Genomic DNA, 23,578 nt, shown 5'->3' on the forward strand with positions numbered 1-23,578 from the left:
ATTAATTATTAATTATTAATTATTAATTAGATTGTGGATGATTGATGATAATAGCCATGACCTGTCCTAATGCTAACCCGCCATCATTGGTGGGAACCTGTTTAGACCAATAGTGAATAATGCCTTCTGAAGTTAGTCGCTGGATAGTCTTTTCTAATAAATATCGGTTTTGAAAACATCCTCCAGTTAAGACAAGGGGAACCTCTGGAAACTTTTGAGATACCATAATGATTCCCTCTATTAAGGTATTGTGAAATTTAGCAGAGATCAGGCTGACAGGAACATGATTGTTAAAATCTTTAAGTACCTGCTTGACCATGGGTTCCCAATCTAAAATGATTTTACCTGAACTTTGGTGCAAATTAATTGGGTAATGCTCATCAGTAATTACATCACCGATCGCAAATTCTAAGTCCATGGCGGCTTGTCCTTCAAAACTGATATTGTCACCATGACCGACCAAAAAAGCGATCGCATCAAATAACCTCCCGACACTAGATGTTCTAGGTGTATTAACTTTCCGGTTCAGCATTTGCAAAATTAACTTTAACTGGGGGAAATTCCCTAAGCTAATTTTCTGCTCATCCCAATAATCCCATAACTGTTCCCCCCACAATTCATATAATAATCCTAAGCCTAATCGTCGGGGTTCTAAGACGGCTTTATCACCTCCAGGAAGTGGGAAATTTCGCCAATGTCCGACTCGCTGAAAGCCGATTTTATTAATTAGTAGAAACTCTCCCCCCCAGATGGTTTCATCTAATCCATAACCAGTACCGTCCCAAGCTACTCCTAAGACGGGAAATGATAATTGATGTTCTGCCATAACCGCCAAAACATGAGCATAATGATGTTGTACTGGAATGACGGGAACTTGCCGTTTTTCTTGTTGCAAAATCTCGGCAGCTAATTGATACGCAAACTGAGTGGAAATATAGTCTGGGTGTGCGTCACAAGCAATCAAATCAGGCTTAAAATCATAGATATTACTGAGGCTGTTAATTGCTTCTTTAAATGCCTGAAACGCTTGTGGACTCTGCAAATTGCCAATATATTGACTGATAAAAACTTGTTTTTCTACGGCAATAGCAATGGTGTTTTTTAAGTGTCCACCTACTGCCAAAATATATGGGTATTGACAATTAGAAATGCTCTGTGATAGAATAGAATCAGGTGTTGTATGGTGGCTATCTCTGTCTAAAATTGTCACAGGTAGGGGTGCATAACCTCTAGCGCGGCGAATAACCATCTGTTCACCCAAAACACTCCGCACGACGGAATCATCTACTGGTCGGGCGATAGGGCGGTTATGAACCAGAAAGATATCGGCAATTTTTCCCAAACGGTGGAGGGCTTCTGTCTGGTCAGTACAGATAGGCTCGTTAGAAAAATTACCGCTGGTGGCAACAATGGGAAAATCTAACTCAGCCATCAACAAATGATGGAGGGGGGTATAAGGTAACATAACCCCCAAATTAGGATTACCGGGAGCGACATTATCCGCCAAAGCGGATGCACCGGGCAGCCTTGATAATAGCACAATGGGGGCTTGAGGCGATCGCAACCATTGTTCCTCGGCGGCGGATATATCACAAACCTGGTCTATTTGCTGTATACTGCGATACATTACAGCAAAAGGTTTATGGGGTCGATGCTTACGGACTCGCAATTGTTCAACGGCGGCGGCATTAGTAGCATCTACAAGTAACTGGAAGCCTCCCAAACCCTTCATGGCGACAATTTGACCGCGACCCATGGCGGCGGCGGCTTGTAATAAGGCATGATGGCGGTTAGCTAAAACCTGTCCCTGATGATTCCATAATTCTAAAATGGGACCACAGACGGGACAAGCATTAGGTTGAGCATGAAAACGGCGATCGCCAGGGTGGTGATATTCGCGATCGCAATTAGGACACATTGGGAAGGCGGCCATAGTAGTATTCTCCCGGTCATAGGGGAGAGTTTTAATAATGCTGTAGCGCGGCCCGCAATTAGTACAATTGGTAAAGGGATAGCGGAAACGGCGGTTATGGGGGTCAAAAATATCTTGTAAGCATTGGGGACAAGTGGCAAGATCTGGCAAAACGATCGCTGATTTAGCGCCCTGAATAGTGGACTGAGAAGCTCTAATCTCAAAGTGAGAATAGCCAGCCAGAGGCAGCCAAACGGCCTCTAAACTGTGAATATGGGATATTGGTGGTTTTTCTATTTGCAGGCGCTGTTGGAAGCGCTCAAGACTCTCTGAACAGCCTTCGACTTCAATAAAAACCCCCCCCACGGAATTATTTACCCAACCCTTGAGGTTGAGTTGGGTAGCGAGTCGATAGACAAAGGGCCGAAACCCGACACCTTGAACAGCACCGCGAATAGTTAAACTGAGGCGAGACAGATTTTGATCAGAAGTAGACAACATAGAAGACCGGAGAAACGCTAAACTCAAACTCTCGAAAATTTATCTGATTGGTTACAATAAGTCCGAATTGATGAGTTAACAGAAGAAACAGAGATTAATGATACAATTACGAGAGTACGCCATGACTGGTGTTCACGGAAAAAGCCGTCAAATCAAACGACTGACCAGCAGCTTGTTTTTAGCACTTGCTGCTGTGTTGCTGATTGTAACTAAGCCAGCGGTAGCCTTTCAAGTTCAAGTTAGCCCTACCTCCCCTCAGTTGGGAGATACCATTTCAGTGGTGATAAGTGGGGTGAATAGCGAGGAGTCGCAACCAACAGTGACAATGGGAGGGAAAAACTATCCTCTGTTTGCGCTGGGTGGCGATCGCTATCGCGCTTTAATTCCGACGACTCCCCTAGACCAAACGGGTGCGAAATCAATTCAGATTAGCAATGGTAGCCAACAGAGTAATGTGAGCGTGCAATTGCGCGATCGCGGTTTTCCCACCCAGTCCATTTGGCTGCCACCAGATAGCGCTGGGCGGCGAGGTACAGACCATGAGTTTGACCGGGTTGATGAATTTAAACGAATTGTTACCCCCAAAAGACATTGGAATGGGCCGTTTTTGCGTCCAAGTTCCGGTGAGGTGACAACAATTTATGGGGTCCGAAGATACTATAACGGGGAGTTCGCCCAAAACTATTATCATCGAGGGGTTGATTATGCCGCTCCGACGGGTTCTCCGGTGATAGCACCAGCAGCGGGTCGGGTGGTTTTGGTGGGGCATGAGTCCGAAGGATTTGAGATCCACGGTGACACTATTGGTATTGATCACGGTCAGGGAGTTACCAGTATTTTCCTTCACTTGAGTCGAATTGATGTAAAGGAAGGACAAATGGTGACAGCAGGCCAGACCATTGGGGCGATCGGATCAACAGGGGCATCTACGGGACCACACCTTCATTGGGGTCTTTATGTTCACGGTCAATCTGTAGATCCAGTACCTTGGCGGTTTGACGGTATAGAATAAATGATTCTCTTGATGGTGATTAGAAAATTTAGTTTTGTGGAGTTTGGGTTAATCAGTGGCTGATTGGTGTAGAACTAATTTTACTCTCTGGGCGAATCACGCAACGGAGATTCGGGAATGAACCAAAAGTTCTCACAGGCCTAGTCAAAGCGCCCCTATAGGTGGCTCGAAGGCTTTACTTTTTTTCGATGTCCCTTTTGCCCCTCGCCGATGAAACCACTTTGTTACGGACATTTCTGCATTATGCAAGTCTCCCCTCACGGGATGTGTCAAAACCCAGTGCGTAAAGATTGTCAGTTTCTATCCTACAATTCGTGGCGTATAGTTAATTAACTTGTAAAGCCGTCCTAGAAGGACGGGGTTTCAGACCCAGGAGTTTCGATGAGTATTGAAAGAATTGTTGATCAGGCTTTACAGGATGGTTATTTGACACCATCTATGGAAGCAGAGGTAGGGCGGATATGTAATACAGCTTCAGAATTATCCATCGAGGAGTATATGGCTCTCGATCGCCTCATGGGTGCTTTGTTGACGGGGGAAGTGGTTGTTTTACCCCGCAAGCAGTTTATTAATGTGATGGAAGAGTTAGTTCTCAGTGAGGCGATCGCTCAAGTGGCCCAAATTGATGAAGTAAGCGAGCAGTCTTTATTATCCATCGAGGAGTATATGGCTCTCGATCGCCTCATGGGTGCTTTGTTGACGGGGGAAGTGGTTGTTTTACCCCGCAAGCAGTTTATTAATGTGATGGAAGAGTTAGTTCTCAGTGAGGCGATCGCTCAAGTGGCCCAAATTGATGAAGTAAGCGAGCAGTCTTTGGATGTGGGGGATATTGCCGCCTATGCTCTCAACCGCTTACCGCCACTGTATGCTACCACAGAAGAGGGGGCGCAATATCAGAGGTCTCGCGCTAAGGAGGAACTACAAGCCCTCATTTCTAGCCAAGTGAAAGAGGCTATTGCACGAAACTTAGACCGCGCCGCCCAAAATCAAAAAGTGTTAGGCCAGATATCCGATAGTTCTCTATTGGGACAAATGAGCGGTTTACTGAAAGCCTACGCGGAAGACTACGAACCGGATCACGAAACTAATACCCCAAACTAATTTAAGGCGATCGCTCAGTTGGTGCTAATTAATGCACCTATTGCGATCGCCACCGATAACCACTGGCTTAGGAATCAGACACCTGATCATCTTTGCTAGGGTTCTTGCTACCAGAGGTGGCAGTTTGGCTTTGGGCGGCCTTTTGTTCCCGCTTCTTGCGTTCGGCTTGGGTCATCTCATCTACCATTAACCGCGCCTGAGCCACTTTTTCTAGGTTGGTGCGGTACAGGTCTAAATCCTTCTCCAGCTTGTCTTTAGGTAGCCTTAAAACCTCACTAAAGTCACTTAGGATGGTTTTTAACCCTTCCGAGTCCTGAGCCGCTGTGACATCGCTTTTTTCTAGGAGAGTATATAAACCAATGGCAAATAGCCGAGAGTATTTGAATTTAGGGTTATTGGCGATCGCATGAAAACAGGACTGCAAAGGGTCATCCCCGGAACTTTCCTGAGCTATCTTAGCCCTTTCCGTCAAATCTTTCACAGAAAGGGTCGCCGCCTGTGCCTCTAAAGCCGTAGCATCAGCCCGATATTGATTAGGGTCGCTTTCTTGGGCCATAATCAAAGCCGCCCAAATCGACAATTTATCGGCTTCGGGGATGTATCCTTGCATAAAGCGATCGAAAGCCGTGACCACACCCAGGGCATAAATGGGGTCATATTTAAAATCGACATTGACCGACAACAGGTGCATTTCCACCATTAACTCATCAACCACGCGACGATAGATAGAGTTAATCGGCCGAGTATGGATGTTGTAAAAAGCTCGCTTGGTATCTGAAACAGTGCGGATATTGTTCACGGTTAAAATTTCTAAAAGCCCCGCGTCTATGTGACCGGGAGGGACTTAAACTAATTGTCCCCTGAGACGGTAAATTTGCCAAGACTGTGAATAGTAGTTAGAGCAATCAGCGATGATTAGCACCAACAACCGGGACTTCGTAGATGAACCCCCGGCCATTCTTGTTTAACTTCAACTTTCACCGCCTTAACTAGCTCTGACACCGCCCTCTAAGGCTTCCTTTTCCGTCTCAAAAATCTCAAACACAGAATCCATCATCGTCACTTCAAATACCAGTTTGGCTTCTGGGTGAACATTACAGATGCGGAAACTACCCTTAACTTTATCAGCATCTCGCATACCAGCCACTAGGGAGGTCAACCCGGAACTGTCGATAAAGTTCACCTGACCCAAATTCACGACCACATGACGACTGAGCTTAGATATACATTCTTGCAGTTTGAGACGAAACTGCCAGGCGGTGGTGATATCTAAGCGTCCTGTTGGTGCTAATACTATGACCTTAGTGCCATCCTGGGTCGTATGTTCCTTTTGATCGATATGAATCACTGACCGTCCCCTCTGAAATTCTTGATTTTGCGATGGTTGCTTCTTTGACTGTGACAGTCCCCGCCAAAACGGCGACGGGGATTTTGCTTGGTGATTTATACAGTAACCTACTGGCTGCTGAGTATTCACCCAGTCACCATAATGGCCTTTCTAGGTAGCCTCAAGCCGAAAGAAAATGAAAGTTCTTGGAGCTATCAAAGACCCCATCCCTCAGAAAGTATAACCCCAACAGAGGTGCAAACTTTCCCAACCACAGCTCTTTGTTGACCAAGCGCGTTCTAGTCAGCATCAGGCCAATATCGGCCAAACTTGGGTCTAGCAAAAACATTGACCCTTGACCAAGAATACCATTGCAGTTATCAGATTAGCTGTTGTCCGGGGACTGAATCAAGATCAATTTCTGTCCTTTTCCCTGCATCTGGCAGTCAGTCCCCCCTAGCAAGTCCCATGAGACTTACGGTTGAACTTAGGCCTGTGACTCAGGAGCCGTCCAGTTAGACCAATCTTGAGGTTTCAAGAACGTCTCATAGAGTTCAGCTTCCGGCGTACCCGCTTCAGGTTGATAACCATATTCCCATCTTACCAAAGGAGGTAAAGACATGAGAATCGACTCAGTGCGACCTTTGGTTTGCAACCCGAAAATTGTGCCTCGGTCGTAGACCAAATTAAATTCTACATATCTTCCTCGACGATAAAGCTGGAAGTTCCGTTCACGATCGCCATATTCCATAGAATTACGACGCTCTACAATCGGACCGTATGAGGGTAAGAAAGATTTACCACAATCTTGGATAAAGCTAAACAATGCCTCCCAGTCCCGTGATTCCGGTGCGCCCATGCGATCGCTATAAATCGCCGCCTCGCTTTCAGTCTCCTGCCCACGATACAGTAAACCCTCACCGCCTTGGTAATCAAAGAAAATGCCACCAATTCCCCTGGCTTCATTGCGGTGTGTCAGATGAAAATATTCATCACACCAGCGTTTAAACACCGGGTAATATTCGCTATGATGGCGATCGCAAGCCTCCTTTAACGTCTTATGGAAGTGAGCTGCATCTTCCGCAAACGGGTAGTAGGGAGTTAAATCAGCACCCCCACCAAACCACCACACCGGGCCCGCCTCGAAATAGCGATAATTCAGGTGAACAGTTGGCACATAGGGGTTACGGGGATGTAACACCATCGAAGTTCCCGTCGCATAAAATCCATTACCCGCCGCCTCTGGACGCTGGCTTAAAATCGACGGTGGCAAATTCTGGCCCCAAACCTCCGAAAAGTTAACTCCCCCTTGTTCAAACACATTACCTTCTCGGATCACCCTAGTCCGACCGCCACCCCCTTCCGGGCGCTCCCAAGCATCCTCTACAAAGGTTTTCGCCCCATCTAGGGCTTCTAATCCGGCGCAGATTTCATCCTGAATTTGTTTCATCCACTTACTCACACGCTCCCGCGAGTCCGCCGGAGGGGGTGATTGAACTATAGCCGTATCAGAAGCCGTCGAAACTGTCATAATCTAATTAACCTCTTGTATGTTAATATTTTCGCACTTGATGAGCCACCAACTCACAGAAAGCGAAATTATTTCATCTTCCCCGCTTATGGATTCCTCAGTCAAGTTGTTTAACCCATAAGTCCATATAACTTAACAGTTAACTATGGAAATCTGCCCGGTGGGACTACTATTTGCCACTACCAGCAGTAACAACACCCTTTCCCAGTTAAGCTATTAGCAGTATTACCAGATAGTAACAGCCATATATCATGCCAGATAAGTTAGATGCCAGTTCCGTACTGGAAGTTTTAAGACCCGTTCAAGACCCCGAACTACAAAAAAGTTTGGTGGAATTGAATATGATCCGTAATGTGAAAATCACTGGCGGAGATGTCCGTTTTACCCTGGTTTTGACCACCCCCGCTTGTCCCCTGCGCGAGTTTATCGTCGAAGATTGTCAAAAGGCTGTTAAACAGCTTCCCGGAGTCGAAACCGTCGAAGTAGATGTCACGGCGGAAACTCCACAACAAAAATCTCTCCCAGACCGTCAGGGAATTAGCGGGGTCAAAAATATCTTCGCTATTTCTAGCGGTAAGGGGGGGGTTGGTAAAAGTACCGTTGCGGTTAATGTGGCCGTCGCCCTCGCCTCCACCGGCGCTAAGGTCGGTTTGATTGATGCTGATATCTATGGCCCTAATGACCCCACTATGTTGGGTCTCGCTGATACTCAGGTCATGGTTCAGCAAACTCCCGAAGGCGATCGCTTGGAACCCGCTTTTAACTATGGCGTTAAGTTGGTGTCCATGGCTTTTCTGATTGACCGCGATCAACCTGTCATTTGGCGCGGTCCTATGTTAAATGGCATTATCCGACAGTTTCTCTATCAGGTGTATTGGGGTGAGTTGGATTATCTCATTGTCGATATGCCACCCGGAACCGGAGACGCTCAGTTAACCCTCGCACAAGCTGTTCCTATGTCTGGGGCGGTCATTGTTACTACTCCCCAAGAAGTCTCTCTGTTGGACTCCCGCAAAGGCTTAAAAATGTTTGAACAGTTGGGTGTGTCTATTTTGGGCATTGTCGAAAATATGAGCTATTTCGTCCCCCCAGATCTCCCCGATCGCAAATATGATATCTTTGGCACGGGCGGCGGTCAGAAAACTGCTGATGATTTGGGAGTACCACTATTGGGCGCTATTCCCCTGGAAATGCCTGTCCGACAAGGTGGGGATTCTGGGGTTCCTATTGTGGTCTCTCACCCCGACTCCGCCTCCGCTCAGGAGTTGACTGCGATCGCACAAAAAATCGCCGCTAGGGTCTCGGTTATGGCTCTGGCTTAACTCTCTTCCCTTCCCGGCACCAGGGATAATTGACCTTCATCAATTCCTCTGGCTGCCTGGCTTGGTCAAACCTCACTCAGTCTCTGAGAAATTACACCATTTTTTTTGAGGATAATAAACACATGATTCTACCAGGTTCCGCCGTTCGCGTTATTAATGCTGATGATACCTACTATGAGTTTCAAGGACAAGTCCAAAGAGTCGCTGACGGCAAAGCTGCCGTTTTATTTGAAGGCGGAAATTGGGATAAATTAGTCACTTTTAAACTCTCTGAACTAGAGGCGATCGACACTACCACCGGACGCAAAGGTAAGTAGTTGACATCCTCTCGCTAGAATTATGTTAAGTTTTGTAACGGCCCCGCCTCACTGGGGTTGGGTGGGGTTGCTTTTTCCTTACCCCCGTGCTACTATATTAGATAATGGGGATATTGGCAATTTCAAAATTTGTTAACAGATTACCATTATGCTATAGGAGTATGTCAATATCTTACCATGATTTTCCGCCGCCTGTCAACCCCCCAACCCATCTATAATTGATACCAAGATTTCCCTTTTCCCCCAAACCAAAATCATGTTAATTCCTCTAGTCTATGCGACCATAGTTTTTCCAGCAGATGCGGGTGTAGTGGACGTGACCACCTATGGCGCTATTCCTAACGATGGAAAGGACGACACGGAGGCAATTCAACAGGCATTAAACGACCACCCAACCGGAAATCATATTTTCTACTTTCCTGATGGAGTGTATAACGTTAGCGGTCAAATTAGATATGCGGGAACCGAAAAACGGAACATTCTACAAGGTCAAAGCCGTGACGGAACCATTATTAAACTTGATGATAACTCCGGTTTAGATACATCAGTAATTTGGACAGGTTCCCCACCAGCGCAAAGATTTCGGAACAGTATTCGAGACCTGACCGTTGATATTGGTCGCGGTAATCCTAACGTTAATGGGATAGATTTTATTGCCAATAATCAGGGTTCAATTCGCAACGTTAAAATCATCTCAAGAGATGGTCAAGGGAGAATCGGCTTAAACCTTTCCATCGATGAAAATGGGCCCCTACTAGCTAAAGATATTCATGTAGTTGGATTTGATATCGGCATCCAAACCTGGAACCCTACAGCCAGTCAAACCCTGGAACATATTACCCTAGAAAACCAAAACCAATACGGCTGGAAAAACTTTAATCAAAATGTTTTTGTCCGAGGCTTACAGAGTACCAATCAAGTGACAGCAATTTGGAATATGCCTGATGGTGGTAGTGTTTTTACGCTGATTGATTCTGAGTTAACTGGATTCGGTTCTGCTTCGGAATTGCCAGCGATTCATAACCAAAAAGCAATGTATGTTCGCCAATTGAGAACTTCGGGATATAAACAGGCAATTTTGCAGAATGATAGCGGTCGTGGGAATGCTTCCCAACCTGATGGTTATGTGAGGGAGTGGATAGCTAGGGGAGAGTTTCAGAGTCTTTTTGACAGTCCCCAAACTATGCTAAATCTGCCGATTAAAGAAACCCCAGAATTGCCTTGGCATGATTTATCAGAGTGGGTAAGTCCCCTGGCTTATGGGGGGAATCCTAATGATGGTATTGATGACACACAAGCGATACAAGCTGCTATTGATTCGGGAGGGAAAACTGTTTATCTTCCTAATGGGGTTTGGGATGTTAATGGCACTTTGGAATTAAGGGGTAATGTACAGCGGTTAATTGCTACGGAAGCTAGAATTGTTGGTGATGGTGTCATTAGAATTGGACAAGGAACATCCCCGACGGTGATTATCGAAAGAGTAGAGGCAGCTTCTATTTCTATTGTACATGAAAGCGATCGCACTTTGATTATTTCTAGTTCTCTTGTCAATAGCTATAGTAGTACCCAAGGAAACGGCGGAGATGTCTATATTGAAGACGTTGGCGGCGGTCCCTGGGTGTTTACTAATCAAAATGTGTGGATGCGTCAAATTAACCCGGAAATTACACATAGTCCTAGGATTACCAATGATGGCGGGTCTCTGTGGATTCTTGGATATAAAACCGAAGATGAGGGGACTTTGGTTAAAACCATTAATGGCGGGAAAACAGAAGTATTAGGCGGCTTTATTTTAAATGGCAGATTTGCAGATATTCCCGGATTTATTAACATTGATTCATCCCTGAGTTATGCTAATGTTGGGTTTCTCACTTTTAGTGGCGGTTCAATACCTATTGGAGTGGCAGAAACCCGTAATGGTGTCACCCTCATGACTGACCAACTACCACCCTACTACACTGGTTATAAGCAGCCCACATCCTCCCGTCAATCTGATAATTTCCTAGTCAGTTGGTGGCGGTTTATACTCCGACTATTTGCTATGGTTTAATGGCAAGTTGGGGTAGGCAGTTTACCGTAAAATTAGACGACTTGACCTCAGTAACTCAGGATTAACAACGCCTGAAAACTACGGAAAAATTATTGGCAGGCATGGGGACGGTTTCCACCAATTCTAGGTTATAACCCTTGGCTAATTCTACCACATCATCAAGGTTTCTGACACCCCACTTGGGGTTAGAAGTTCGCAAATATTCATCAAAGGAAGCGTTACTAGGTGCGGTGTGTTTTCCACCGATTTGATAGGGTCCATAGAGATATAAAATTCCCCCTGTTTTCAAAATGCGATCGCTTCCCGCCATTAACCCTTCACAAGCCGACCAAGGCGAGATATGAATCAGGTTAATTGCTACAATAGCAGTGATGGGAAATTCCGATAATTCCAAAGGTAAATTATTCCCTTCGACTGACCAGGGGTTAGCTTCTACGTCTAACCCTAGGGGAGGGTAGAGATTATCTGAAGGGTAATGAGTTTGCCATGCTTTAATACTCTGTTGTAACAAAGGTTGCGGGTCGGAAGGTAGCCACCGCCTAGGTGAGAGACGGGGAGCAAAAAAAACCGCGTGTTGTCCTGTGCCGCTGGCTACTTCTAAGACGGTTCCCGTGGGTGGTAACACCCTTTTTAATACCTCTAAAATCGGTTGACGGTTTCTTTCCGTGGCTGGTGCATTTTGTCGCAAATCTTCGGAAAAATTCATGATTTAATCTGGTCATATATTTGAGATTTGGGCGGCTTTGATAAACCCGAATATTGAGAAATAAGTGATTATCTCCGCTACCCCGATTATACATCTTTTGATTGTACTTTAATGTTAATTTTTACCCAATCTTTTAGATTGTTTAATCCAGGTTTGGATGACATCAATAGATGGACAGAGTTGGCGAGATTTAATGGTTCCTACATATAGCCGTAAAATCTGTTTATGTAGTTGTTGAATAGACATCTGAGAAAGTTGGTTAACTGAACTTACGCCACTATGTAATAAGACACCACAATATTGATAACCAATACTGGGAACCCTGGCTAAGTCGGACATTGCTACCCATTTACTGATATTTCTGATGTTGATACCTAGTTGGTTGGATAAGGCGATTTTATGAGCATTATTACTCCCGAGCGCGAGAAGTTGCTGGGTGTTTTGAATACCACATTTATTCAGGAGTTTAATATTATCTGCATCTAACCCAGGTAGTTGAGAAATTTCCCAATAACAGGAGGTAATTTTTGGATGCTTAGTTGTGGGATGATTCATAATTAATTATTTGGATTCAGAATGGTTGTCCAGTCTCAAAGATTTAGCCATCAAAATATCAGGTTTCCCGATACCATTAGCATCGGGGACTACTCCCATAATCACAAAACCGCATTTATGATAAAACTCATAGGGATGGCGACCATGATTTTTTATATTAGCAATATGTTCCCAACAGTGGGGGTATAATTCGACACCAGATAGGGAGGTTAAATGATTTTCGTCATCGGTGCCCAACCATAAAGTTAACCCTCCTTGTAACCGCACATAATCCTCTAAATGAGCGACCAATTTTCGCCCTATTCCCAACCCTTGATAATCCCTTCTGACTACCAAAGGATGTAATTCCCAAACATGACCTTGATATTGACTAATTCCACCAATCCAGCCTAGAATATTGTCATGGTCATCGACGGCGACCAGATTAACTCTACCGTCGCCAAAAGACTCTATAACCTCGGCTAAACCACGTTCATAAGTAGGCCAAGCATTCGGCCAATTTTCCCGAAATTCTGCCACTAATAAAGTAGCCGCCTGGTGGATATGATGTTGATTATTAGGACTGAGATTAATAATCCTCATCCTCAACCTTTGACCCCCGTAGCTGTATCTGTAGGGACAATATACCGTTGTACTATTAAAAATAGTAGTAACACAGGGGCAATAGAAATGACGGAACCGGCGGCGACTATCCGCCAATCGAGAGAGAAAGTTCCGGCTAGATTTGCTACCCCTAAAGGCATGGTATAATATTCTGGGCGATCGACTACAATTAAGGGCCACAGAAAATCACTCCAAGACCCGATAAAGACAAAAATGGCTAAAGTCATTAAGGCGGGACGGACTGAGGGGAGCATAATATGCCACCAAATGCCTAATTCTGAACAGCCATCAATTCTGGCTGCTTCTTCTAACTCTTTGGGAACTCCCATAAATGCCTGTCGCAATAGAAATATACCAAAAGCTGAGGCTAAGGATGGAAAAATAATGCCTAAATAAGTATTTCTTAATCCTAACTGTACGGCTAGAATATACAGGGGAATCATGACAATCTGAAAGGGTATCATGATGGTGGAAACGATCGCACTTAGGAGAAAATCGCGACCCCAAAAGTTTAATCGCGCCAAAGGATAGGCAGCCAAGGAACAAAATAGCAGATTTAATCCGACGGTTAAAACGGCGACGAGGGTACTATTAAATAAATAGCGACCAAAGGGATTAGTTTGCCAAACTCTGACAAAATTCCCGAAAGTAGGTTCCCGAGGAATAAACTGGGGGGGAACCTGAAAGATGTTTTCGGTAGGGGATTTAAAGGCAGTTCCCACCAACCAAAATAGGGGAAATAGCATAGCGATCGCTATAGCAATGAGTACCATATAAGTAGCGATCGCCCGATAATTTACGCGGCCACCAGAAGTTATTTTGACAACTCCCATATACCCTCCTCAGTACAAACCGCGGCCAAAGGCTGGTCCCAACTATCCCTAGGGAGAGTATCCACCCTGGCGGCCGCAAACACAATTCCCACGGTAGGAATTTTAGACCACTCAGACCGACTCAACATCCGGTCATAAAATCCTCCCCCATATCCTAACCGATAGCCACAGCCATCACAGGAAACGGACGGAACCAGGATTAAATCGACCTGAGACGGCTGCAAAACCGGTAAGCTGGGGTCTGGTTCCATTAAACCAAAAGACCCCCTTTGGCGGGCATTTTCCGGCCGCCAGTGATGCCAAATCAAAGACCCATCCACACAGCGAGGAAACCCCCAGACCTTTTCTGGGGAGACGTACCAGAGAGGACTCAAATCGGGTTCTTGGCGAAAACTAAAATAAGCCAAGATAGTCTTGGCTTGCTGAAATCGCCACCAACGGCGTAGATGGTCAGTAATGCGATCGCTATTTTGTCGCCAAACAGTCGTGGCTAGAGATTGGCGATCGCTTAACAAACGGCGGCGTAGTTGAGACTTACTCACAGATCAGGATTTTGTCGATACCAGTCAATAGTATTTTTCAGACCCTGGCGAAACTCCACCTCAGCCACAAACCCAAACTTTTCCTTAGCGCGATTTGTGTCTAAACAGCGGCGCGGTTGACCATTAGGCTTATCAGTTTCCCAGACAATTTCTCCCTGAAACTCCATCAACTCACAAATCAACTCTACCAGGTCCCGAATAGTAATTTCATAATTAGTCCCCAAATTCACCGGGTCTGGTTCGTCATAATGTTGGGTAGCCATGACAATTCCCCGCGCCGCGTCAGTCGAGTAGAGAAATTCCCGACTAGGACTACCATCACCCCACACCGGAAGCTGTTTATCCCCCCGTTGTTGTGCTTCATAGACCTTACGCACCAAAGCCGGAATCACATGGGAACTTTTCGGGTTAAAATTATCCTCTGGGCCGTAGAGATTCACCGGCAATAAGTAAATCCCATTAAACCCATACTGCTGTCGGTAGGCTTGCAATTGCACCAATAGGGCTTTTTTGGCTATACCATAGGGGGCATTAGTTTCCTCTGGGTAGCCATTCCATAAGTCATCTTCCTGGAAGGGAACCGGGGTAAATTTAGGATAAGCGCAGATAGTCCCCACACAGACAAATTTCTTGACCCCTACTTGATAGGCTGAGTGAATCAACTGAGCCCCCATCATCAGGTTATCGTAGAACAACTCAGCGGGTTTTACCTGATTTAAGCCGATACCCCCCACATGGGCCGCCAAATGGATAATGATATCCTGACCTTTAGCGGCTTGTTGACAGGCTTCTAAGTTTCGCAGGTCACAATTATGCGATCGGGGCACCGAAATATTTTCAGATTTAGCCCCCGCCTTCAGAAGCTGGTCAATCACCTGTTTTCCCAGAAAACCAGCCCCTCCCGTGACTAAAATCCGTTGGTCTTGTAAATCCAGAGTATTCATGTTATTTACCCGTTATTTCGTCTAAAAATTAATCAAAATGGTCTCCCTCTTCATGAGGTTCTTCCAATAGTGTTAGGTCACTATCAACCATCAGCTTTACCAATTCCTCAAAAGACACTAACGGCTTCCAACCCAAGACATTTTGGGCTTTAGTCGAATCCCCAATCAGCAATTCTACCTCAGCCGGGCGTAAATAGCGTTCATCAAATTTGACATAATCATGCCAATCCAAATTGACATAATTAAAAGCCACATCCAAAAACTCTCGAATTGAATGAGTTTCATTAGTTGCCAACACATAATCATCCGGTTGATCATGTTGCAACATCATCCACATTCCCCGGACATAATCCTTAGCATAGCCCCAATCCCGTTTGGCATCCAGATTACCCAGATAAAGTTCCTTCTGCATTCCCTTCACAATCCTGGCTACAGCGCGGGTAATTTTGCGGGTAACAAAAGTCGGACCACGGCGGGGACTTTCATGATTAAACAGGATACCATTACAGGCAAATAAACCGTAGGATTCCCGATAATTAACCGTTTGCCAGTGTCCGTAAACCTTCGCACAAGCATAGGGACTACGAGGGTAAAAAGGTGTAGTTTCTTTCTGGGGGATTTCCTGAACTTTCCCAAACATTTCCGAAGAACCTGCTTGATAAAACCGCACCTGAATCCCTGTGCGCTGCTGATAATCTCGAATAGCTTCTAATAGTCTTAATACCCCTAAACCGACAGTATCAACAGTATATTCTGGACAGTCAAAACTGACCCTAACATGGGATTGAGCCCCCAAATTATAAATTTCTACCGGCTTAACCTCTTCTAGGATACGACGCAGAGTCGTACCATCTGTTAAATCCCCATAGTGTAAGAATAACCGAGCATTAGGATTATGGGGGTCTTTGTAAATATGTTCAATGCGGTCTGTATTAAAACTAGAACTACGACGAATAATTCCGTGAACTTCGTAGCCTTTTTCTAATAGTAACTCACTCAGATATGAACCATCTTGACCTGTGATACCTGTGATTAACGCTGGTTTACTGTTTGACATCTGACTATTTTCCTTTCCATACGAATTTGCCCGCCCATGGCGGTTGTCTATACTCTATTATGCACCCTCATGATTATTCCCTAGTGGGGCAAGTTTGACACTGGCACCCGTTATAAAAAACCCGGTTACTTAGACAAGAACCATAAATATCTTAACTCAGAAACCGGGTAGGACACATAATTTCTGATGACTCACCCCTCCAGGTTAATAAGCACCATTATCCTTGGGGAAAATTACCACACCAATAGTTTTGATAATGATCCATAGGTCAATCCAGAAATTCTTGAAATTAACATAGTGCAAATCAATCTGAACTCGACGAGGATAGGGAATATCATTGCGTCCTGAGACTTGCCAGAGTCCAGTGATTCCCGGTCTGATGGTCAGAACCTTATCCATGTGACGACCATATTTATGTAATTCCTCGGCTACCAGGGGTCTAGGGCCTACTACACTCATATCACCTTTGAGAACATTCCAGAATTGGGGAAACTCATCAAGGCTAGTCACACGCAAGAATCTACCGATCCAGGTAATTCGAGGATCATGTTTAAGTTTAAACGTATCCTGAAACTCTTGGCGGAGGTTAGGAGAGGTTTCCATGATCTCCATCAGCATCTCATCTGCATTACTAACCATGGTCCTGAATTTGATACAACCAAACCGTTGGCGATTTTTGCCGACTCTTTCCTGGACGTAAAACACGCTACCAGGGGAACTCAGGGCAATTAACAAGCTCAGTATCAAATAAACCGGAGAAAACAAAATCAGAACCGATAGGGAAAACACAATGTCAAATGAACGCTTAAAAAAGTCTCCGTTCAGACTCTGTACCAGAGACAGGGTTCGTTGCTGACGCGGACGCACTAAGGGTACAAAGCCACGCCTTGTAAATGCACGTCGAAGTCCCCTACCGAAGATAAGTTGGCTATTGGCAGTCATCTTACTCCTTCAATTCACACCACACACAGTCATGATCATAAAGCCTTGAGACACTCAATAAGGATGATTGAGTATCTTGTACTCATATACTAAGATCCCAGATGACAGGTCGTCACCGGGGAACCAGTCTGGACAATCCACCTAAATTAGGGGTTTTCAGCTTTTCTGGCTCTCTTAAATACTTTGGCATTTTAGCTGAAATTTTGGGAGTCCATTGTGTTCAAACACTTATCTACGAAATTAAGATAGTCCTCCCGAAACCGACTTTGATCAAATTGACTCGCATGAGTTCGGATAATTTCCGGATGAAATTGCCCATTGAGACTTTCAAAGACTTGGACTGTCTCCATTAAACCTGTTTCTGTTTGCGGCGTAAATAATAACCCGGTCCCGGAGTCGGGATATTTGCGAATATCTCGCACGGTTTCTGTCGCGCCTCCTACTCCTAATGCGATCGCAGGTGTTCCACAAGCCATGGCTTCTACGATCGCCATTCCAAAGTCTTCGCAGGCGGCATAGACAAATGCTTTGGCTTTGGACATATATTCCCCTACTACCTGATCACTTTGCCAACCTAAAAGCTGGATATTGTCTTTGGCAATTTTCTTGATGCGATCGCATTCAGGACCTGTACCAATTACTACCAGCGGATAACCCAATTCGTTAAAGGCTTTGACAATTAGGGAAATTTTCTTATAACTCACCAGACGGCAAACGGTCAGATAAAAATCTTCTTTTTGGGCCTGAAATTTCATATTGTCCATCGCCACCGGGGGATAAATTACCTTCGCCTCACGACGGTAACATCGCCATATCCTCCGGGCTGTATGTTGAGAGTTAGCAATAAAATAATCAACCCGGTTGGCTGAAATCACATCCCATTGCCGTAGTTGGTGCAGCAACACACGGGTTAACATACCGGGGACTCCTGAGCCGACAGAGCTACCTCTGAGATAGTCAAAGGTGAGATCCCAAGCATAGCGCATAGGAGTGTGACAATAGCAAATATGCCTTTGTTGAGGCGTTGTAATCACTCCCTTGGCTACAGCATGGGATGAAGATAATATTACGTCATACTCCCGCAGGTCTAACTGTTCGATCGCTAACGGTAATAGCGGTAAATATTTCTGTACACCATTTCTCGCCCAGGGAAAGTCCTGTAAAAATGTGGTCCCAATCTTTCGCCCATATAGATAACTCTCAGGATTACTTGATTCAAAATCAATCAGCGCATAAACTTGGGCATCAATATGCTTGAGAATTTCTCGCACCACTAACTCTGACCCCCCTGTGGCTTTCGGTGTTAACCATTCATGGACCAGAGCATACTTCAACGACACAACAGATATCTAACCCCTAATGCCTTCAGAATTTACTATCTCACAGGGCGGAAATTAATTGTGAACTGTGTTAATTTTTTTGAACCAACCCCCCGACCCACACCCTGGACCCACACCCGTGGCTGTTGCAGAAATCACGTAAAACTCCTGGGAGGGTTGGAAGCTCCGTGATTTATCGCGGAGAGGAAAACCGACTCAAGCGGCTGACCGCCGCCAGCACCCCCTTGCGGGGTGGAGGGGTATGGTTGCCCCTCCATGGAGCTATGGTTGGCTCCGACTCCCTTGCGGGGTAATGTTTGCGCTTGCGCTAACGCGCACGCTGCGCGAACGCCAATGTTCAGAGTCGGTACTATCCAAATCGCACGTCCTTAACCCCTTAGAGATGTTTAACGATTCGGTTCATGAGCCTGGAACTAGCACGCATTCCAGGGTAGGAACTTTAACTCTTGCTCTGAACGTAGCCAGTTAAGGCTTAGGCTGGTCAGCTACCTGAAAGGGGGGCACGAAGCCCCTGTGCTTCAGCCGGGGGTGCTGACTTTCCACTGGGTCCCCCATAGCCGTTTCTGACGGTCTATTTAGTGGTAGCTTGGCGATTATTTAACATAGTGCGATCGCCTCTTTAATGGTATCATATCCAACTCATAATTTAACTACAATTAAGGCAGAATTATATCACTGGGAATTAATTTCCGCCATCAACTGATCTAAAAACTCCCGAACTTGGTTCAGCTTGCACATTCGATAATCCCAATGTCCGAATCGACCATCGCTGTTAACAGCTTTCACCCAGCGCAAAGCCGCCGCCTTTTTCGCCTCGGTTCCCTCGTAGATATAACCCTTGGTTTCCAGGATAACGTAGTGGGTGGCGGTAGTTTTCAGACGGATGATAAAATCCGGGTGGTAGTCGCGATCGCTGCCATCATAATAATAGGGAATAGTAAACCCTAGCCGTTCATTTTTCACGAAAGCCTCAGTAATTGGGTGAGTGTCGATGATGTAGGCGCTGGCTTGTTCCCATTGATCCGTATCTGCTACCACACAGTTGATATGGCAATGCTGGACACTGTAGACTTTCTTACTGGTCCAGAAATTGATATCATCGGTTGAGCCATTACCGCGATTAGCTTCATATTTGGGAATTTCTGGGGCTTCTCCTGCGTCAGTGTCAGGGTAAATCGCACCGTTGAGATTTTCGATCACCCAACCATAATAGGGGGCTAACCAAACATCAACCAACTGACACGGCTTGACCACCTTGATTTTTTCGGTGAGGTAGCGATCGCAAATACCTCGCAGTTGAGGGAATAGAACATGAGGCGGCGCTTCACAATTGGGATTTTGACAATAGGTTTTAGTCAAATCTGCGGCTAACTTAAATACTAACTCTTGCAGCCTTTTCCCTTGGCGGTAAGGATTGAGATCCAAACTTTTTAACTGACCTGGGCCACAAAGACTGGGGCGACCTTGATTATTGGGGAGAGTGGCTTTAATCTGCACCTCTGGTGCAATATTGAACGGGTCAATTGTCAATGGTGCGATCGCATCCCAATCAACAGTCACGCGATTTTGGATACCCTGACAGAAGCCTTCCACTCTGGGAAATTCGATGCGGTATTGTGCCTTTCCCGCGACCGAGTAAATATGATGGCGTTTTTCAGGTTTCTTGAGTCTTCCCCCTTGGGGATTAGCCTTAAACGGGACAACCTCAAAAGGAACCCCGAAGATATTAGCGGTTTCCTCGGCAAATTTACCATCCTCGGTGAGTTCATAGCTACGTCGCCGCAAACCTCTCCCCACCACTTGCTCACAGAGTAACTGAGACTGAAAGGGTCGGATACCGATGATGTGGGTCACAGTCCGAGAATCCCAGCCTTCGGTCAGCATTCCCACGGAAATGATACAGCGGATATCCCGACCTGGTGGATGAAGCGATCGCCCTAATTTCATAGCCAGGTCATAGAAATCTTCCGGGTAGATAGGTCTTCCTTGGTCATCACAGGGCCAGTTAACCTGACCCACTGTATCCAGGGTAAAGCGCATCCATTTCGAGTCATCGGATCTGCTGTTCCCGGACTCCAACTCTTCCACCACTTTCGAGTCTACGCGAATGGTATTGGTTTCGGTTTCACTATTGCGAAGGGATGCCAAACCTAATGAGGAGATGCCATTTGGTTTAATATCCTCAGCAATCCATTCATAGAGGACCTTGGCAATTTTGGTATTTTTGCAGACGATGATAAAAACTGGCGGTCTGGGGTCATCGGGGTTTTCTGCCCACAGTTTACGGGTGTTTTCCCAATTCCCACCTAAGATGATAATAGGGTGTTGAACATATTTGAGTACAGCTTCCGGTTTCGGTGCGCTGCCTTTTTTACCCCGTTCTGTTGGGGTCATTTGGTTGGTAATCCATTTCCAAATGTTAAAATAGGCTAGTTCTGCCATTTGAGCTCCGGTGGTATCTCGCGCGGGAAGCTGGGGGATTTTCACTAACCCCGATTCAATGGCATCCATCAAGCTAAAGTCACTGACTACCCAAGGAAACGGTTTATTGCTGTCTTTTCCAGCGGCTTGTAAATAGTACGGGGTAGCCGATAAATCTACGCACAGATTCACCGTCCGGTATTTGTGGATGCGATCGAGTCCTTCCACCCAGATAGTGGCTTCCTTTTGGCTGTAGTCGGTTAGTTCCTCATCCTCATCTTGCTCTGACTCAGCTTGTGCGATGCGGTAGGCGTGATGTGCTTCATCATTCAGAACTAGGATGCGTTTTTTGTTCCCAATTTCAGCGGTCAGTATGCGCCGAATCCAAGCCGCGTCACTTTCTAGGTAGCGGGTTTGTTCAACTTTCACAGTTTTGAGATTTCCTTGGCGATCGCGGTCTTCCTCCAAAACTTTAATCTGTCCCAGGTGTTGCTGTTCTTCCAACTTTTCCAGGGTTAGGTAGCGGGTCCCTCGCATGGTGTCATTTTTTGCGCCAATCTTAATGGCTTCTGTGGTAGTAACCGGAACTCCCACTTTCACCACTTTGGCTGACTCATTCCCTGGGGTGGGAGGCGATCGCTTTTCAAAAATGTGCCAATTAGTCACCAACACTTTCCCCCGTCTCAGTTTATCCATCAGGTGAGGGGGAACTAAGTCTCGCATTCTGTACAAGCTGGCTTCCCCATTGGCGGGGTTTAATTCTTCTAACCGTCTCTTGATAGTGACGTTGGGACAGATGACCAATACCACATCAGAGAATTTGGGATTTTGGCGATCGCTTACTTTATTGAGAATTGACCACGCCGCCAACATCCCCATTACCGTGGTTTTTCCCGAACCTGTGGCCATTTTGCAGGCGTAGCGGATAAAGGCTTTGACAGTTAAATCAGTAGGTGAGTCAATGGGAACATCAATTCCTTGCTTTAAATCCCCTCTGGCTTCGGTTAGGAAAATAATTGTTTCCGTCGCTTCTATTTGTGTAAAAAATAGACGGTGTTCTCTCCCTTCTCGCTTCCAGTAGTTCAGCAAGTCTAAAGTAGTCCGGGTTACGCCGGGATAGCCTAGCGATCGCCATTCTTTGACCCTTTCCCTCAGTTGGTTAACCAGCGTCATTTCATACCCCGGATAAAATTCTTCCACGGGGGATTGTTTCAGAACCTCCCCCAAATCCCAATCTACATTACCTTCCAGTGGTGGATAAGCGATCGCCGGACGACGACCCTTAATCAGTTCCGGTTCATAGCCATCTCGGATAAACCAATAGTGGGACGGTTCATCAAACGGCGAATTAAGGATTGGTTCGTTTACTTCGTAGGTCATAATTATCAGATATTGTTACTAAATCAATCGCGATCGGGAAAAATATCGTCTCCAAATTCTTCAATCATCCATCTGTATTCTTCATAACCTTCTTGTCTTAGTTCTTTTTCTATTTGCTCACTCATATGTATAACTTGCTGTTTGATAAATTCTGTATCTCTTGAAAGACTTTCATACTTTTCTTTTAACTTTTCAAAGGCTTCTTTTAATGTTTCTCCCGTCCCTGTTATTGGTATGTCGAACTCTGCTTCTATTATATATGTTTTTACAGTCCACTTAATAGAAGAAGGATAAACAGCAGCCGTAAATTTATATTGTTCAGATTCACAAGATAACTCGAATTGAATATTGTCGGGATCAAAAACATTGATATATTTATGCTTAAAACTATCAATTTTTATGTTTTTATCGTATTTCTGACATTCATTTTTCATTTGCTCTATATTGACAGGAATATCTGAATCAAATATGCGACGATTTGAATCAATATTCATTAAAAATGAATTCGCTCTTCGACTTTGATAATTTAAGTCAGCTTCTACAATATTTTCGCCAATACTTATTGTCATATAAAAATCATTTATGTCGAATTTTGGTTTTCTGGAAAGAATTATCCATCCTTTTTCTCCCTCATGTTCGCAACAAATATATTGCTTGTAATACAATAGCTTGCTAGTTTCAAATTTATCATTATTTATGTTTTTCCATCTAATTTTTTTGCCACTATAATCCTGTAAATATTTGGCAGTTATCTCTTGTGGATTTAAAATTCGATATGGTGCAAAACAAGTATAATATGTGACTGTATTTGATGCTTTTTCTAGAAAACTATTTCTGTCGCAATGGTTAGATTCAATGTATTGCTCTTTTAACTTTGTAAGACTGGGTATTTCCATAAGATTCCATAAAATCCATTGTTGTGTTTTTTGTGAATTTTTAGAGTCAAAATAGTAACTCGGCAACCTGTCAGGATTTATAAAAAATGTTGATTGTTTTCCAGTATTTAAATCAACCAATGGGTCGTATATAAAACAATATTTAACAAATCTACTCACAGCTATATGTTGATTATTATAACGTTGATTCCAGCGATGATGTGGCTTAGATGAATGGACTTCCTCTACATTATTTATATTAAACATAGGTTCTTGAATTTTATTGTCTCTATCCATAATGTTT

Annotated in this window: 21 protein-coding genes and 1 pseudogene; 7 read left to right on the forward strand and 15 right to left on the reverse strand. The window is 44.9% G+C overall.

What is annotated here, in order from left to right:
* Positions 1-22: 22 nt before the first annotated feature.
* Positions 23-2,413 (reverse strand): carbamoyltransferase HypF, encoded by a 2,391-nt coding sequence (gene hypF, locus NLZ44_RS14000; protein WP_493750180.1) that lies wholly within the window; start codon positions 2,411-2,413, stop codon positions 23-25.
* Positions 2,414-2,510: 97 nt separating this feature from the next.
* Here hypF and NLZ44_RS14005 point away from each other — a divergent pair, with 97 nt between their 5' ends.
* The 3 genes and pseudogenes from NLZ44_RS14005 (at position 2,511) to NLZ44_RS14015 (ending at position 4,526) form a co-directional block, all read left to right on the forward strand.
* On the forward strand, positions 2,511-3,425 hold the full coding sequence (locus tag NLZ44_RS14005) for a M23 family metallopeptidase (RefSeq protein ID WP_493750181.1): 915 nt from the start codon (positions 2,511-2,513) through the stop codon (positions 3,423-3,425).
* A gap of 381 nt (positions 3,426-3,806) precedes the next feature.
* Positions 3,807-4,037: pseudogene (locus NLZ44_RS14010) on the forward strand (late competence development ComFB family protein); the annotation flags it as partial.
* The gene (locus NLZ44_RS14015) at positions 4,029-4,526 is read left to right on the forward strand and encodes a late competence development ComFB family protein (RefSeq protein ID WP_493752998.1); all 498 of its coding nucleotides are present in this window, start codon (positions 4,029-4,031) and stop codon (positions 4,524-4,526) included. The pseudogene NLZ44_RS14010 and the gene NLZ44_RS14015, both read left to right, overlap by 9 nt.
* A gap of 67 nt (positions 4,527-4,593) precedes the next feature.
* Here NLZ44_RS14015 and psb29 read toward each other — a convergent pair whose 3' ends face one another.
* The 3 genes from psb29 to hemF form a co-directional block, all read right to left on the reverse strand.
* On the reverse strand, positions 4,594-5,325 hold the full coding sequence (psb29, locus tag NLZ44_RS14020; protein WP_493750182.1) for a photosystem II biogenesis protein Psp29: 732 nt from the start codon (positions 5,323-5,325) through the stop codon (positions 4,594-4,596).
* 186 nt (positions 5,326-5,511) lie between these two features.
* On the reverse strand, positions 5,512-5,874 hold the full coding sequence (locus NLZ44_RS14025) for an STAS domain-containing protein (protein WP_006618416.1): 363 nt from the start codon (positions 5,872-5,874) through the stop codon (positions 5,512-5,514).
* Positions 5,875-6,340: 466 nt separating this feature from the next.
* A complete protein-coding gene (gene hemF / locus NLZ44_RS14030; RefSeq protein ID WP_493750183.1) occupies positions 6,341-7,384 on the reverse strand; it encodes an oxygen-dependent coproporphyrinogen oxidase in 1,044 nt (347 codons plus the stop codon).
* 251 nt (positions 7,385-7,635) lie between these two features.
* On the opposite strand from hemF, the gene NLZ44_RS14035 reads away from it, so the two are divergent.
* The 3 genes from NLZ44_RS14035 (at position 7,636) to NLZ44_RS14045 (ending at position 11,076) form a co-directional block, all read left to right on the forward strand.
* Positions 7,636-8,706, forward strand: a complete 1,071-nt coding sequence (locus NLZ44_RS14035) for an Mrp/NBP35 family ATP-binding protein (RefSeq protein ID WP_493750184.1) — start codon at positions 7,636-7,638, stop codon at positions 8,704-8,706.
* 122 nt (positions 8,707-8,828) lie between these two features.
* The gene (locus tag NLZ44_RS14040) at positions 8,829-9,023 is read left to right on the forward strand and encodes an NAD(P)H dehydrogenase subunit NdhS (protein WP_493750185.1); all 195 of its coding nucleotides are present in this window, start codon (positions 8,829-8,831) and stop codon (positions 9,021-9,023) included.
* Between the two features lie 316 nt (positions 9,024-9,339).
* Positions 9,340-11,076: a glycosyl hydrolase family 28-related protein gene (locus tag NLZ44_RS14045; protein WP_493752999.1), complete on the forward strand. Its 1,737-nt coding sequence runs from the start codon at positions 9,340-9,342 to the stop codon at positions 11,074-11,076.
* A 61-nt stretch (positions 11,077-11,137) separates the two neighbouring features.
* On the opposite strand, the gene NLZ44_RS14050 is transcribed toward NLZ44_RS14045, so the two are convergent.
* The 9 genes from NLZ44_RS14050 to NLZ44_RS14090 form a co-directional block, all read right to left on the reverse strand.
* Entirely contained in the window at positions 11,138-11,782 is a 645-nt protein-coding gene (locus tag NLZ44_RS14050; RefSeq protein WP_493750186.1) for a DUF938 domain-containing protein, read from the reverse strand.
* 114 nt (positions 11,783-11,896) lie between these two features.
* The gene (locus NLZ44_RS14055; RefSeq protein WP_493750187.1) at positions 11,897-12,337 is read right to left on the reverse strand and encodes a DUF4332 domain-containing protein; all 441 of its coding nucleotides are present in this window, start codon (positions 12,335-12,337) and stop codon (positions 11,897-11,899) included.
* A gap of 6 nt (positions 12,338-12,343) precedes the next feature.
* Complete coding sequence (locus tag NLZ44_RS14060; RefSeq protein ID WP_493750188.1) at positions 12,344-12,919, reverse strand: GNAT family N-acetyltransferase; 576 nt, start codon at positions 12,917-12,919, stop codon at positions 12,344-12,346.
* A 2-nt stretch (positions 12,920-12,921) separates the two neighbouring features.
* A complete protein-coding gene (locus NLZ44_RS14065) occupies positions 12,922-13,773 on the reverse strand; it encodes a carbohydrate ABC transporter permease (protein ID WP_006620762.1) in 852 nt (283 codons plus the stop codon).
* A complete protein-coding gene (locus tag NLZ44_RS14070) occupies positions 13,755-14,315 on the reverse strand; it encodes a 5-formyltetrahydrofolate cyclo-ligase (RefSeq protein WP_006620761.1) in 561 nt (186 codons plus the stop codon). Before NLZ44_RS14070 ends, NLZ44_RS14065 begins: the two co-directional genes overlap by 19 nt.
* Positions 14,312-15,259, reverse strand: coding sequence for a GDP-L-fucose synthase family protein (locus NLZ44_RS14075; RefSeq protein ID WP_111891778.1), 948 nt, complete (start codon positions 15,257-15,259; stop codon positions 14,312-14,314). The genes NLZ44_RS14070 and NLZ44_RS14075 overlap by 4 nt, the downstream gene beginning before the upstream one ends.
* Positions 15,260-15,287: 28 nt before the next feature.
* On the reverse strand, positions 15,288-16,316 hold the full coding sequence (gene gmd / locus NLZ44_RS14080) for a GDP-mannose 4,6-dehydratase (RefSeq protein ID WP_006668033.1): 1,029 nt from the start codon (positions 16,314-16,316) through the stop codon (positions 15,288-15,290).
* A gap of 204 nt (positions 16,317-16,520) precedes the next feature.
* A complete protein-coding gene (locus NLZ44_RS14085) occupies positions 16,521-17,258 on the reverse strand; it encodes an undecaprenyl-phosphate galactose phosphotransferase family protein (RefSeq protein ID WP_006668032.1) in 738 nt (245 codons plus the stop codon).
* A gap of 191 nt (positions 17,259-17,449) precedes the next feature.
* Positions 17,450-18,598 (reverse strand): glycosyltransferase, encoded by a 1,149-nt coding sequence (locus tag NLZ44_RS14090; RefSeq protein ID WP_111891767.1) that lies wholly within the window; start codon positions 18,596-18,598, stop codon positions 17,450-17,452.
* A 104-nt stretch (positions 18,599-18,702) separates the two neighbouring features.
* Between NLZ44_RS14090 and NLZ44_RS14095 the strand changes: the two genes are divergently transcribed.
* Entirely contained in the window at positions 18,703-18,891 is a 189-nt protein-coding gene (locus NLZ44_RS14095) for a hypothetical protein (protein ID WP_233497681.1), read from the forward strand.
* A gap of 379 nt (positions 18,892-19,270) precedes the next feature.
* On the opposite strand, the gene NLZ44_RS14100 is transcribed toward NLZ44_RS14095, so the two are convergent.
* Positions 19,271-22,399 carry a BPTD_3080 family restriction endonuclease gene (locus NLZ44_RS14100; RefSeq protein WP_493750189.1) on the reverse strand — a complete coding sequence of 1,043 codons (3,129 nt, stop codon included), beginning with the start codon at positions 22,397-22,399 and terminating at the stop codon, positions 19,271-19,273.
* Positions 22,400-22,422: 23 nt separating this feature from the next.
* On the reverse strand, positions 22,423-23,571 hold the full coding sequence (locus NLZ44_RS14105; RefSeq protein ID WP_493750190.1) for a hypothetical protein: 1,149 nt from the start codon (positions 23,569-23,571) through the stop codon (positions 22,423-22,425).
* Positions 23,572-23,578: the final 7 nt, after the last annotated feature.

The organism is Arthrospira sp. PCC 9901, assembly GCF_059013425.1.